Source organism: Salipiger sp. (assembly GCF_059781815.1).
Map to the genome: position 1 here is coordinate 1 of NZ_JBYNAH010000157.1, position 12,547 is coordinate 12,547.

Here is a 12,547-nt window from a genome sequence, read left to right on the forward strand (position 1 = left end):
CCGCCGCACCTCCTCGAGGTTGGACGAGGTGCCGGTGATCTTCTCTCCCAGCAGCGATTGCGCCCGCATCAGCGTCACCGGCTTCAGAACATCCTGCAGGCGATCTGTGTCGAAGCTGACGGTGGCGCGGCCCGCGAGATCGGCTTTGGTCAGCCCCGTGCGGCCAAAGAGCGGATGGCGCGGCCCGCAGAAGAGCCCGAAGAACTCGCGGTAGAGTCGGCGGTATTCGAGTTTCGGACTGCGCGTGCGCACCAGGCAGATCGCGAAGGAGGCGCGCTTGGCCGAGACTTCGGCCAGCGCGTCGGCGCTCGAGACCACGTTGATCGACAGGCTTGCCTCGGGGTGCGCGGCGTGGAAATCGGCCAGCAACTGATCAAAGATCGGGCAGACGACATGGCTCGCCACGGCAATGGTGACGTGGCCGCGCACCTCGTCGGTCATTTCACGCATCAAGGTCGACAGCCTCAGAATGGAGCCATTGATGTCGAGCGCCTCGCGGTAGAGCAGCTCACCCGCCTCGGTCAGCGCGTAGCGCCCCGGCCCGCGTTCGATCAGCTTTCGGCCGATACGATCCTCGAGCCTTTTCAGAGCAGTAGACACGGATGGTTGGGTCAGGCGCAGGCGTTCGGCCGCATCTGTGACCGAACGCGCTTCGGCCAGCACGACGAACGTCCGAAGCAGGTTCCAGTCCAGTTCACGCGCGATCCGCTCGGGATCGTAGCGGCCATCTGCACCGCTCTGAGGGTCACTGTCGGAGCTCATCATAAATCCTGTCTATATCCGGAATTCCGAATATCTATTTGCCCAATGGAAAGCAGCTTCCCAAGGTCGCGTCAAAGCAAAACGCAGAGACCGCAACCGCACGGGGAGCCCGCATGTCGATCGAAGCCCGCGAAAGGCGCCAGCCGTGGATCCTGCTGTCGCCTGCCCTGACCACGATCGGGCTGCTGCTGTTCGTCCCGCTGCTGTTCATCGTGGTCTACAGTTTCTGGCTGCGCACCGCGACGGGCGCGGACCAGGCCGGGTTCTATCTCGACAATTGGCGAGAGGCGCTGAGCGATCCCTTCTACCGTGACATCCTGCTCTACACGCTGAAGATCGCGGCGATCACCACGCTGGTCTGCGCGGTCATGGGCTATCCGGCGGCCTATTTCATCGCCCGCTCGCGCGGCAACAAGGCGATCCTGCTGCTGCTCCTGATGTTGCCGTTCTGGATCAGCTACATCATCCGCACGATGAGCTGGATCAACATCCTCGGGGTGTCGGGGGCGCTCAATTCGATGCTGATCTGGCTCGGGATCATCTCCGAGCCGATGCAGATGCTCTACAACCAGACCACGGTGATCCTCGGTTTGGTGCACTTCCTTCTGCCTTTCATGATCCTCAACGTCTTTGTCAGCCTCGAGGGCATCGACGTCACGCTCGAGGATGCCGCCAACTCGTTGGGCGCGACGAAATGGGAGGCCTTCCTTCAGGTCACCCTGCCGTTGTCGCTGCCCGGTCTCGCCGCCGGCGGGCTGCTCTGCTTCGTGCTCGCGGCGGGCACCTACATCACGCCGCTGGTGCTGGGCGGCCCGACCGACGCGATGTTCGCCAACCTCGTCTACGAGGCGATCATCACTCAGTTGAACTGGCCGCTGGGCTCGGCGCTGAGCCTGATGCTGCTCGTGGTGCTGGGCGTACTGGTGATGATCTACAACCGCTACCTCGGCATGGCGCAACTGATGAAGGGGCTGGGCTGATGGGCTGGCAACTGATCCGCGGCTACGCGCTGCTCGTCTATATCTTCATGTTCCTGCCGGTGGCCGTCGTGGTGCTGCTGAGCTTCAACGCCTCGCAGTTCGGCAGCTTCCCGATCACCGGTGTCTCGTTCCGCTGGTTCATCGAACTGGCGCAGAACGACGCCATCCTGCGCGCCTTCCGCACCTCGATCATCCTCGGCCTGCTGACGGCGCTGATCTCGACCACGCTGGGGGTGCTCGCGAGCCTCGCGCTGGTGCGCTACCGGGTGCCGGGAGAGAATGTCATCTCGACCCTGCTGATCGCGCCGATCCTGGTGCCCGAGGTGGTGCTGGCGGTGGCGCTGCTGCTGTTTCTCAACTTCCTCGGCGTCAACAAGAGCTTCGGCCTGCTGCTCTTCGGCCATGTCATTTTCACGCTGCCCTTCGTCATCCTCGTGGTGCAGGCCCGGCTGATGGCCATTCGCCGCGATGTCGAGGAGGCCGCCATGAGCCTCGGCGCCTCGCCGGTGCAGACCTTCTTCCAGATCACCCTGCCGCTGATGCTGCCGGCGGTTCTGGCCGGCGCGCTCTTCGCCTTCACCATCAGCTTCGACGACATCACCGGCACGCTGTTCTGGAAGCCCGGCGGGGTCGAGACGGTGCCGACGCAGATCTTCGCCATGCTGCGCAACTCGATCTCCCCCGAGATCAACGCGCTCGGCACGGTGATGATCGTGATGACCGTGGGTCTGCCGCTTCTGGGCGTGGCGGCGGCGCGCATCCTTTCCAAGAAGAGCGGCACCTGAAGCCGCGACGCACAATGACCAACAAGGAGAGAGACATGAAGAAGATCGACAACACCACCCGCTACGAGCGCCTGCGCGAGCGCTACATGAATGGCGATATCGACCGCCGCTCGTTCCTCGGGCTGATCGGCGCGGCCGGCGCTGCCTATGGCCTCGTGACGCCCTACCGCGCTTTCGCGCAGGACGTGACGCAGGTCCGGTTCGATGGCTGGGGCGGGGTGGTTTCCGAGGCGTTCCGCAAGCATGCCTTCGATCCCTACACCGCCAAGACCGGCATCGAGGTCGTCGACGGCACCTTCGGCGGCGGCGACGAGTATCTCAGCCGGGTCAAGGCGAGCCAGCTGGGCGAATACAACATCGCCCACCTGTCGGGGGTGTTCGACTACGCCCGCTATGCCGGGCTGGGGCTGACCTCCGAGCTCAACGAGGCCAACATCCCCAACCTGCAATACGTCATCCAGAAGCTGGTCGATGTCTACCGTCCAATCACCGGCGGCAAGATCTCTTGCGTGCCCTACGATTACGGCACCACCGGCATCGCCTATAACCGCAAGTTCATCTCCGACGAGGAGATGCAGGAGAAGGGCGCCAAGATCCTCATCGACGAGGCTTACAAGGGCAAGATCTCGGGCTGGGGCGACTGGCGCACCCGGATCTGGTTCGGCGCGCTGCAGACCGGGCAGGATCCGAACAACGCCACCGACATGGATGCGGTCTGGGATGCAATCCGCGCCCACCGTGACCTGTCGCTGAAATACTGGACCTCCGGTGCCGAGCTGATGTCGCTGCTGGCCGAGGAAGAGATCTACGTCACCGAGGCCTGGTCGGGCCGGATCTATGCGCTGCAGGAGCAGGGCCATGACATCGGCTACATGGACCCGCCCAACGGCTATGGCTGGCAGGAATGTCTCTTCGTGCTCAAGGGCTCGCCGATGGAGGCCTGCGAGGAGCTGCTGAACTTCATGCTGGCGCCCGAGACCTCGATCGCCGTGGCCGAGGGGCAAAACTACCCGCCGGCGCTCGACCCGCAGAAGGTCGATCTCGGCGCCAAGATCCCGACGCTGCCGGCCTTCGATCCGAGCGGCACGCTCGTGGGGCTGACCTTCGCCGATCCGACCTACTGGAATGGCAACGAGGCGGAGTGGTCGAAGACCTTCGGCCGCGTCCAGAAGGGCTACTGAGCCACCACGGCGGGGGCGCGTGCCGCCCCCGCCAGCTTGATTTCTCCCACTCAGGACGTTTGCGCATGAGCTCCGTCACACTCCGAAACGTGGTGAAACGCTTTCACAAGTTCACCGCGGTTCACCAGATCAACCTCGAGATCCCGGATGGCGCCTTCGTCACCCTGCTGGGCCCCTCGGGCTGTGGCAAGACCACCAACCTGCGGATGATCGCGGGGCTGCTCGACCCGAGCGAGGGCGAGATCCTGATCGGCGGCAAACGGGTCAATGACGTGCCGATCCACAAGCGCAACCTCGGCATCGTGTTCCAGAACTACGCGCTCTTCCCACACAAGACCGTGGCCGAGAACGTCGCCTTTGGACTGAAGTACCGCAACGTGCCCAAGGCCGAGATCGCCGGCCGCGTGCAGAAGGCGCTCGACCTCGTGCAACTTCCGGACGTAGGTGCCCGCTACCCCAAGGCGCTCTCTGGCGGCCAGCAGCAGCGCATCGCGCTGGCCCGCGCCATCGTCATCGAGCCCGACGTGCTGCTGCTCGACGAGCCGCTCTCGGCGCTCGACGCCAATCTGCGCGAGGACATGCGCGTCGAGCTCAAACGCATCCAGGAACAGATCGGCGTGACCACGGTCTTTGTCACCCACGACCAGTCCGAGGCGCTGGCCATGTCCGACCGGATCGTGGTCATGAGCGCAGGGCGGATCGAGCAGGTCGGCACCCCGGAAGAGGTCTACAACACCCCTGCCAGCGAGTTCGTCGCCAGCTTTCTCGGCGCCTCGAACATCATGGCTGCGCGGGTCACCGGGCAGGACGCCGAGACGTTGCATCTCGAGCATCCGCTCTTCGGCGCGATACCCGTGCCCGCAGCCAAGGCCCCGGCCCTCGCCGGCGCCACGCGCGCAAAGCTGGTGCTGCGGGCCGAGAAGCTGCAGATCGTCGCGGCGGGCGCCCCCACACCGGGCATGATCGCCGCGCCCGCGACCGTCGAGGCGGTCGATTACCAAGGGCAGACCGTGCGCTATTTCGTGCGCGTCGGCGACACCCAGCTGCAGGCGATCAACATGATCGACGAACGCCCCTACCCCCAGGGAGAGGCTGTGCAGGCCGCCTTCCGCCCCAAGGATTGTGCGGCCCTTCCGGAGAGCTGAAGATGAGCCATCTTTTCTACCAGAGCGGGGGTCGCAAGCCGGTCCTCGAACAGGCGCGTGGCGTCTACATGTGGGACACCGAGGGCAAGCGCTATCTCGACGGGTCCTCGGGCGCGATGGTCTGCAATATCGGCCACTCCAACGAAAACGTGCTCGCCGCGATGCGCGATCAGATGGAGAAGTCCACCTTCGGCTACCGGCTGCATTTCGAGACCGAGGCGTCTGAGAAACTCGCCGCAAAGACCGCCGAGAAGATGCCCGAAGGGCTCGACAAGGTGTTCTTCGTCTCCGGCGGGTCGGAGGCGATCGAGAGCGCGATGAAGCTGGCCCGGCAATGGGCCGTGGCCACCGGTCAGGGCAGTCGCTGGAAGGTGATCTCGCGCAGCCCGTCCTACCATGGCTGCACCCTCGGCGCGCTTGCGATCACCGACTACGCGCCTCTGACCGTGCCCTTCGCGCCGATAATGCGCGAGATGCCCAAGGTGCCCGCCCCGCGCGCCTATCTCGACGGGCTCGACCCGGACGACCCGGCGACCGGGCATCACTACGCCGACATGCTCGCCGAAACGATCGAGCGCGAAGGGCCCGACAGCGTGCTGGCCTTCGTGCTCGAGCCGGTCGGCGGCGCCTCCACCGGCGCGCTGGTGCCGCCCGAGGGCTACATGCGCCGCGTGCGCGAGATCTGCGATCGCTACGGCGTGCTGCTGATCATGGACGAGGTGATGACCGGCGCCGGGCGCACCGGCGCCTTCCTCGGCTGCGAGCACTGGGGCACCCGTCCCGACATCGTGGCCCTGTCCAAGGGCTTCGCGGCCGGCTACGCGCCGCTGGGCGGGATCGTCGCGCCGGATCGCATCGTCGATCCGGTGTTGGCGCAGGGCGGCTTCGCCCATGGCTTTACCTATGCCGGCAACCCGCTGAGCTGCGCCGCAGGGCTCGCGGTGCTCGAAGAGATCGACACCCAGGGGCTGGTGGCCAACGCCGCGAAACAGGGTGACGCCCTCAAGGCGCGGCTGGAGCGGTTGATGCAGCGCCACGAGATCATCGGCGACGTGCGCGGCAAGGGGCTGCTGCTGGCCTTCGAATTCATGGCGGACCGGCGGCGCAAGACTCCGCTTCCCCGCGCGCTCAACGCCTACCTGCGCTTCGTGCAGATCGCCTATGACAATGGGCTGATCGTCTATTCGCGCCGGACCCGCGCAGGGCTCGAGGGCGACCACATCCTTGTCTGCCCGCCGCTGATCGCCACCGCGACCCACCTCGACGAGATCGAGCACGTTCTGGATCTCTCGCTGAGGCAATTCGCCGCCGAGCTGCCGGCGCTGCAGGGGGTGCACTGAGATGTCCAAGGTCATCATCACCTGCGCCGTCACCGGCTCGATCCATACGCCGTCGATGTCGCCCTATCTTCCGGTCACCGCCGAGCAGATCACCGACCATGCCGTCGGCGCCGCCGAAGCCGGCGCGGCGATCCTGCACCTGCATGCACGTGACCCTCTGACCGGACGGCCCTCCGCCGACCCGGCGCATTTCCAAGGCTTCCTGCCGCGGATCAAGCAGGCGACCGATGCCGTTTTGAACCTTTCCACCGGCGGCAGCGCCACGATGAGCCTCGACGAACGGCTCGCCGCGCCCAAGGCTGCGGCGCCCGAGATGTGCTCGCTCAACATGGGCAGCATGAACTTCGCGCTCTACCCCGCGGCCGAGCGCATCACCGACTGGCGGCACGACTGGGAAAAGCCCTTCCTGGAAAACTCCGACGACCTCGTGTTCAAGAACACCCCGCGCGACATCGCGCGGATCCTCACCGAGCTTGGGCAGGAGCGCGGCGCCCGCTTCGAGTTCGAGTGCTACGACCTGAGCCATCTCTACATGCTGCGCCATTTTGCCGACCGCGGGCTGGTGAAGGCGCCGTTCTTCATCCAGTTCGTCTTCGGCGTGCTTGGCGGCATGGGGCCGGACCCGGAAAACCTGACGCATATGAAGCTGATCGCCGACAAGCTGTTCGGGCAGGACTACATGTTCTCGGTGCTGGCGGCAGGGCGGCACCAGATGCCGCTGACCACCATGGCGGCGACCATGGGCGGGCACGTGCGCGTCGGGCTCGAAGACAGCCTGATGATCGCCCGCGGCCAGCTCGCCCGGACCAACGCCGAACAGGTGGCCAAGATCCGCCGCATCGTCGAGGAGCTTGGTCGCGAGGTCGCCAGCCCCGGCGAAGCGCGCGAGATGTTGGGACTCAAGGGTGGCGAGAGGACCGCGATATGACAGACGCGACCCTGCGCCAGGCGACGCGGCACGATGCCGGGCGGCTCAATCACGCGCTCGAGCAACTGTCGGACACGCTGGGCGACACGCATCATGCGAGCGACGCGCAGATCGCCGCCGCCGGCTGGGGGCCTCATCCGGCGTTCCGTGCCATCCTTGCAGAGCAAGGCGACAGGGTGGTCGGCGCGGCGCTCTATTCCCCCAGCTTCTCGACCGCGCGCGGCGGCGCGGTGGTCTATGTCTCGGATCTCTGGATCGACACCGACAGTCGCGGCAACGGTCTCGGCCCGCGCCTGCTCGCCGCGGTGGTGCGCGATGCGCAAGCCACTTGGGGGGCGCAAAAGATGAAACTCAACGTCTACCATGCCACGCCGCGCGCCCGCAGTTTCTACGAGCGGCTGGGGTTCAGCCCCGCCAGCGGACAGACCGAGATGCACCTCGACGCCAAGGGCTGCGCTGCCCTCAAGGAGACCCGATGAAAGCCTTTCTCGACGACCGCCAGCGGCTGCACGACCCCAAACATTTCATGGCCAACGGCAAGGTCCTGCCCAGCCCCGAGCAGCCGCGCCGGATCGAGGTGCTGAAGGCGGCAGCGGAAGATGTCGGTTGCGTCTTCGAAGCACCGGCCGACGCCGGCCTCAGCCCGATCGCCGCGCTGCATTCGGCCGAGTACCTGACGTTCCTGCGCAATATCTACACGCGCTGGCAACGCATCCCCGACGCCGGCCCCGAGGTGATCCCCAACATCCATCCCGCAAACCGCGGCGATGGATATCCGAAATCCGCCATCGGCCAGGCCGGCTATCATCAGGCCGATACCGCCTGCCCGATCGCCGAATGCACCTTCGACGCCGCCTACTGGTCGGCACAGGCCGCCATCTCGGGTGCCGATTTCATCGCCTCCGGCCCGGCCTACGCGCTGTCGCGGCCGCCGGGGCACCACGCCTTTGCCGACCTCGCCGGGGGCTTCTGCTTTCTCAACAACTCGGGGATCGCCGCCGAGCGCCTGCGGATGGCGGGCTTCCGACCCGCGATCCTCGACGTCGACGTGCACCACGGCAACGGCACGCAAGGCATTTTCTACGCCCGCGACGACGTGCTCACCGTGTCGATCCATGCCGACCCGGCGCGCTTTTACCCGTTCTTCTGGGGCCATGCGCAAGAGCGCGGCGAAGGCCGCGGCCTGGGATGCAACCTGAACCTGCCGCTGCCCCGTGGCACCGATGATGCCGCCTATCTCACCGCCCTGCAGACCGCCCTTGATCGGGTTCGGAACTTCGGCGCCGACGCGCTGGTCGTCGCGCTCGGGCTTGATGCGTCGATCGACGATCCCTTCCAAGGCTTTGCGGTCACCCAGGACGGCTTCGCGCGGATCGGCGCCGCCATCGCAAAGGCCGGGATCCCGACGCTCTTCGTGCAGGAAGGCGGCTACCTGAGCGCTTCCCTCGGCGCAAATCTCAGCCGTGTCCTTGGCGGATTCCAGGGCGGCTGATCCGTACTGCAGCGCGCGCAAGTGCTTTGACCCGTCGCTCGTGAGGACATCGCGGCCCGCGTCGCGGCACCAGCCCGACCGCCGGGAGAGGCGTCGCCGCACGACCCAAAGCGCGGGGCAGGACCCAGCTCCAGGGGCGGTCTACGGTTCAAAAGAAACGTCGCGGGCGAACGTTGTGAAAGGGCTTGAAGCAGCCAGCGTGCCTGCTCCCCCCAACACTCTAAATCACCCTCCATCGCACCCCGCCGCCGCATCCCTCCGCTCAATAATGGAACCGGCATTGCGCGATCTCGAGCGTCTGGGCCACGCCTTCGCCGGTGACGCGGTAGACCAGACGGTGCTCGCGGGTGATGCGCCGCGACCACCAGCCGCTCAGGTCGCCCTTGAGCGGCTCGGGCTTGCCGGTGCCGTCATACGGGTGACGGCGGCATTCCTCGATGAGCTTGTTGAGCCGCTTCAGGGTTTGTCGGTCGGTGTCCTGCCAGTGGCGGTGCTCGGCCCACGCCTCACTTGAGAACGTAATCTTCATCGCCAAGCTCGACCTCGAGACCTTTGCCCGCATCGAGCTCGGCAATGGAGGCGCGCAGGCGGGCGGCGTTGCGCGGCGAGGACAGCAGGTAGAGCGTGGTCTGGATCGCGTCCCACTCCTCCTGCGCCACCATCACCACGCCCTCGCGGCCGGTGCGGGTGATGACCAGCTCCTCGCGGTCCTCGACCACCTTGTCGAGCGCCTTGGCGAGGCCGTTGCGGGCGTCTGTATAGGTCATGACGTTCATGGCGATCCCTCCCGGAGCCGGTGCTGCGCCACACGCCATACGGGGCCGGACGAACTGGCCGGGGCAGGGGCGCTGCGGTCTCGATTGATATGTTCAGAATCCTGTACATGTCAAGGGCCGGCCCCGGTCGCTGGCCCGTGCCGAGGCGGGGGGGCATGAGAAAGGGGGCCGCGCGGGCCCCCTTCCTGTCGCTGCGCTCAGGCGGTCGATCAGGAGGATTGATCGAGCGTGAAGGCGGCGGTGTAGTTGTCGGCGTTGCTTGCGTCGATCAGCAGGCAGTCGAAGAGTTGTTTCTCCTCGGCGACCTTGAGCTCGCCGGTGTTGATGAAGTGATCTGCCTGGCGCACCGCCTCCTCGGCGAAGATGGCTACCGGCTGCAGCACGGTGTAGGTCAGCTCGCCGGCCTTGACGGCTTCGACGGCGTCGGGGGAGCCATCGAAGCCGCCGACGACCATGCCCTCGAGCTGGCCGGCTTCCTTGAGTGCCGCGATTGCGCCGAGGGCCATCTCGTCATTGCCGGAGATCACGCCCTTGATGTCGGGGTTGGCCTGCAGCATCGACTGCATCTTGGAATAGCCCTGGGTGCGGTCCCAGTTGGCGACTTCCTGCGCCTTCTTCTCGAGGTCGGGATACTGGCTCAGCACGGTCTCGAAGCCGTTGGAGCGGGTCTGGGCGTTGTTGTCGGAGGGGGCGCCGAAGAGCTCGACATAGGAGCCCTCGCCGCCGATCGCCTCGACCCAGGCCATCGCGCCGAGCGCGGCTCCCTGGGCGTTGTTCGAGACGAGCTGCGCCTTGGCGAGGCCGGACTGGTTGATCTCGGCGTTGACGATGAACACCGGGATGCCGGCCTCGACCGCCTTCTTCACCGCGCCGACCGAGCCGTCGGCATTGGCCGGGTCGAGGATGATCGCCTTGGCCTGGTTGGTGATCGCGGTGTCGACGAGATTGCTCTCGGTGTTCGTGTCGCCCTTGTGGGCGGCGACGTTGGCCTCGTAGCCCAGCTCCTCGGCGGTGGCCTTGGCGACCTCGCCCTCGGTGAACCAGTAGGGGTTCGAGGGATCGTTGACGATGATCGAGATCAGGCCGTCGGCCATCGCGGCCTGTGCCATGAGCGGCAGGGCGGCGACGGTGGCGAGGATGGTGCGGCGGGTGAGTTTCATGGTTTGGGGTCCTCCCGTTGGGTTTTGGAACTGCCGGAGGCTCCGGCAGAGGGGTTCGGGTGCGGGGTCTCCTCGCCCCGCATCCGCGAAATCTCAGCGGCCGGTGCGGCCGTATTGCAGGCTGTTGAGCAGCACGGCGAGCACGATCACGGCGCCGGTGAAGACGGTCTGCCAGTAGGCCGAGACGCCGATGATCACGAGACCGTCGCTCAGGAAGCCGATGACGAAGGCGCCGAGCATGGTCCCGCGGACATTGCCGCGCCCGCCGGTGAGGGCGGCGCCGCCGATCACCACCGCGGCGATGGCGGTGAGCTCGTAGGTGGTGCCCGCGGTGGGGCCGGCGGAGGTCAGCTGCGAGCTCAGCACGAGGCCGGCGATGGCGGCGCAGATGCCCGAGAGCACGTAGACCGAGACCTTGACCTTGCGGGTTGGCACGCCCGAAAGCTCGGCGGCGCGCTCGTTGCCGCCCGAGGCGTAGAGCCAGCGGCCGAAGGCGGTGCGGGCCAGCACGAGGCCCACGGTCAGCGCCACCAACGCCAGCACGATCACCCCGATGGGCACGCCGCCGATGCGGTTGAAGCCGAGCCAGTCGAAGCCGGTATTGCCCAAGGCGGCGTCGCCGCCGAGGTTGTTGTAGGTCAGGCCGTTGGTCATCAGGAGCGCCACGCCGCGGGCGACGTAGAGCATGCCGAGCGTGGCCACGAAGGCGGGCACGTTGAAGAAGGCGATGAGCACGCCGTTGATCGCGCCGACGAAGGCGCCGAGGCAGAGGGTCAGCAGCACCACCGCCCAGACCGGCGGGTAGAGGATGACGCCGGCGGCCGGGATCTCGACGCCCTGCATCAGGTAGCCCGCGACCACCCCCGAAAGCCCCAGCGTGGAGCCCACCGAGAGGTCGATGCCGCCGTTGAGGATCACCAGCAGCATGCCGATGGCCAGCAGGCCGAAGATCGCCACGTGGCTCGACATGATCAGGAAGTTGCCGACGCTGAAATAGACCGGCGACAGGATCGAGAACACGATGATGATCGCCACGAGGGCGAAGAAGGCGCGGCCTTCGAGAAGGATCTTTCCGATATTCATGCTGCTGCCACCCGTTGTCGGCTTGGAAGTCGTGATGTCCGCCATGATGGCCTCCCTCAGTGGTGCACGGCTTCGCCAGAGGCGGCCATGATCTGTTCCTTGGTTGCGGTGTGGTCGAACTCGGCGGCGATGCGGCCCCGGTGCATGACGACGATGCGGTGGGCGATGCTCAGGCATTCTCCGACCTCGGAGGTGGTGTAGACCACCGCCAGGCCGCGCTGCTTCGCGGTCTCGGCCAGAAGCTTGAAGACCTCGGCCTTGGCGCCGATGTCGATGCCGCGCGACGGCTCGTCGAGCAGGATGACCTCGGGCCGGGTGGCGAGCATCTTGCCGATCACCACCTTCTGCTGGTTGCCGCCCGAGAGCGAGCCGATCATCGCACCGCCGCCATCGGTCTTGACGGTGACCTCGCGGATCGAGGTCTCGATGACGGCGCGCTCCGCCTTGCGCGAGGTGAAGAGCCCGCGGGTGAAGGCGCCGATCGAGGCCAGCGACAGGTTCTGGCCGACGGTCATGGTCTGCACCAGCCCGTCGCGCTGCCGGTCCTCGGGGACCAGCACCAGGCCGGCCTCGATGCGCTGTGCGATCGACAAGCGCGAGACATCCTGCCCGTGCAGCTTCACCGCGCCGCCGCTGGCGGCGAGGCGCCCGGCGGCGCATTCCATCATCTCGGTGCGCCCGGCGCCCATCAGCCCGTAGATGCAGACGATCTCGCCGGCCTTCACGGAAAGGCTCATGTGGTCGACCACCAGCCCGTGGCCCGAGGGATCGGGCACGCAGAGCGCGTCGATCGAGAGGGCAGGGGCCCCCATCTGACTTTCGGGCGGACTGCCGAGATCGAAATTCTCGCCCACCATGTTGCGCACGATCCACTCGAGATCGATCTCGGCGCGCGGTGCCCAGGCGGTCATCTCG

At 66.5% G+C, this 12,547-nt stretch carries 14 protein-coding genes; 8 read left to right on the forward strand and 6 right to left on the reverse strand.

What is annotated here, in order from left to right; all coding sequences use genetic code 11:
- On the reverse strand, window positions 1-765 hold a 765-nt coding region (locus AC6RA4_RS17005), incomplete at its 3' end, for a LysR family transcriptional regulator (protein WP_500162374.1).
- Between the two features lie 110 nt (window positions 766-875).
- Between AC6RA4_RS17005 and AC6RA4_RS17010 the strand changes: the two genes are divergently transcribed.
- From AC6RA4_RS17010 to AC6RA4_RS17045, 8 genes are all read left to right on the forward strand, one after another.
- On the forward strand, window positions 876-1,742 hold the full coding sequence (locus tag AC6RA4_RS17010; protein WP_500162376.1) for an ABC transporter permease: 867 nt from the start codon (window positions 876-878) through the stop codon (window positions 1,740-1,742).
- Entirely contained in the window at window positions 1,742-2,527 is a 786-nt protein-coding gene (locus tag AC6RA4_RS17015; RefSeq protein ID WP_500162378.1) for an ABC transporter permease, read from the forward strand. Before AC6RA4_RS17010 ends, AC6RA4_RS17015 begins: the two co-directional genes overlap by 1 nt.
- 44 nt (window positions 2,528-2,571) lie before the next feature.
- Window positions 2,572-3,708, forward strand: a complete 1,137-nt coding sequence (locus tag AC6RA4_RS17020) for an extracellular solute-binding protein (protein ID WP_500162396.1) — start codon at window positions 2,572-2,574, stop codon at window positions 3,706-3,708.
- A gap of 65 nt (window positions 3,709-3,773) precedes the next feature.
- Window positions 3,774-4,853, forward strand: coding sequence for an ABC transporter ATP-binding protein (locus AC6RA4_RS17025; RefSeq protein WP_500162380.1), 1,080 nt, complete (start codon window positions 3,774-3,776; stop codon window positions 4,851-4,853).
- A 2-nt stretch (window positions 4,854-4,855) separates the two neighbouring features.
- Window positions 4,856-6,193 carry an aminotransferase family protein gene (locus AC6RA4_RS17030; protein WP_500162382.1) on the forward strand — a complete coding sequence of 446 codons (1,338 nt, stop codon included), beginning with the start codon at window positions 4,856-4,858 and terminating at the stop codon, window positions 6,191-6,193.
- Window position 6,194: 1 nt separating this feature from the next.
- Complete coding sequence (gene kce / locus AC6RA4_RS17035) at window positions 6,195-7,121, forward strand: 3,5-dioxohexanoate:acetyl-CoA acetone transferase (protein WP_500162383.1); 927 nt, start codon at window positions 6,195-6,197, stop codon at window positions 7,119-7,121.
- Entirely contained in the window at window positions 7,118-7,600 is a 483-nt protein-coding gene (locus tag AC6RA4_RS17040) for a GNAT family N-acetyltransferase (protein WP_500162385.1), read from the forward strand. The genes kce and AC6RA4_RS17040 overlap by 4 nt, the downstream gene beginning before the upstream one ends.
- On the forward strand, window positions 7,597-8,613 hold the full coding sequence (locus AC6RA4_RS17045; RefSeq protein ID WP_500162386.1) for a histone deacetylase family protein: 1,017 nt from the start codon (window positions 7,597-7,599) through the stop codon (window positions 8,611-8,613). Before AC6RA4_RS17040 ends, AC6RA4_RS17045 begins: the two co-directional genes overlap by 4 nt.
- A gap of 262 nt (window positions 8,614-8,875) precedes the next feature.
- Here the strand turns inward: AC6RA4_RS17045 and AC6RA4_RS17050 are convergent, their stop codons facing one another.
- The 5 genes from AC6RA4_RS17050 to AC6RA4_RS17070 all read right to left on the reverse strand — a co-directional run.
- A complete protein-coding gene (locus tag AC6RA4_RS17050) occupies window positions 8,876-9,142 on the reverse strand; it encodes a Txe/YoeB family addiction module toxin (RefSeq protein ID WP_500162388.1) in 267 nt (88 codons plus the stop codon).
- Window positions 9,120-9,389, reverse strand: a complete 270-nt coding sequence (locus AC6RA4_RS17055) for a type II toxin-antitoxin system Phd/YefM family antitoxin (protein ID WP_500162389.1) — start codon at window positions 9,387-9,389, stop codon at window positions 9,120-9,122. Before AC6RA4_RS17055 ends, AC6RA4_RS17050 begins: the two co-directional genes overlap by 23 nt.
- Before the next feature lie 209 nt (window positions 9,390-9,598).
- Window positions 9,599-10,549, reverse strand: a complete 951-nt coding sequence (locus AC6RA4_RS17060) for a D-ribose ABC transporter substrate-binding protein (RefSeq protein ID WP_500162391.1) — start codon at window positions 10,547-10,549, stop codon at window positions 9,599-9,601.
- Between the two features lie 93 nt (window positions 10,550-10,642).
- On the reverse strand, window positions 10,643-11,677 hold the full coding sequence (locus tag AC6RA4_RS17065; protein ID WP_500162393.1) for an ABC transporter permease: 1,035 nt from the start codon (window positions 11,675-11,677) through the stop codon (window positions 10,643-10,645).
- Window positions 11,678-11,688: 11 nt separating this feature from the next.
- The coding region (locus AC6RA4_RS17070) for an ATP-binding cassette domain-containing protein (protein ID WP_500162395.1) at window positions 11,689-12,547 on the reverse strand (859 nt) is incomplete at its 5' end.

Excerpts from the sequence above, each read along its gene's own strand:
- AC6RA4_RS17025 (WP_500162380.1), top strand. The coding sequence starts at position 3,774 with ATGAGCTCCGTCACACTCCGAAACGTGGTGAAACGCTTTCACAAGTTC.
- AC6RA4_RS17015 (WP_500162378.1), top strand. The coding sequence starts at position 1,742 with ATGGGCTGGCAACTGATCCGCGGCTACGCGCTGCTCGTCTATATCTTC.
- AC6RA4_RS17065 (WP_500162393.1), bottom strand. The coding sequence starts at position 11,677 with ATGGCGGACATCACGACTTCCAAGCCGACAACGGGTGGCAGCAGCATG.
- AC6RA4_RS17040 (WP_500162385.1), top strand. The coding sequence starts at position 7,118 with ATGACAGACGCGACCCTGCGCCAGGCGACGCGGCACGATGCCGGGCGG.
- AC6RA4_RS17055 (WP_500162389.1), bottom strand. The coding sequence starts at position 9,389 with ATGAACGTCATGACCTATACAGACGCCCGCAACGGCCTCGCCAAGGCG.
- AC6RA4_RS17045 (WP_500162386.1), top strand. The coding sequence starts at position 7,597 with ATGAAAGCCTTTCTCGACGACCGCCAGCGGCTGCACGACCCCAAACAT.
- AC6RA4_RS17050 (WP_500162388.1), bottom strand. The coding sequence starts at position 9,142 with ATGAAGATTACGTTCTCAAGTGAGGCGTGGGCCGAGCACCGCCACTGG.
- kce (WP_500162383.1), top strand. The coding sequence starts at position 6,195 with ATGTCCAAGGTCATCATCACCTGCGCCGTCACCGGCTCGATCCATACG.
- AC6RA4_RS17030 (WP_500162382.1), top strand. The coding sequence starts at position 4,856 with ATGAGCCATCTTTTCTACCAGAGCGGGGGTCGCAAGCCGGTCCTCGAA.
- AC6RA4_RS17060 (WP_500162391.1), bottom strand. The coding sequence starts at position 10,549 with ATGAAACTCACCCGCCGCACCATCCTCGCCACCGTCGCCGCCCTGCCG.
- AC6RA4_RS17010 (WP_500162376.1), top strand. The coding sequence starts at position 876 with ATGTCGATCGAAGCCCGCGAAAGGCGCCAGCCGTGGATCCTGCTGTCG.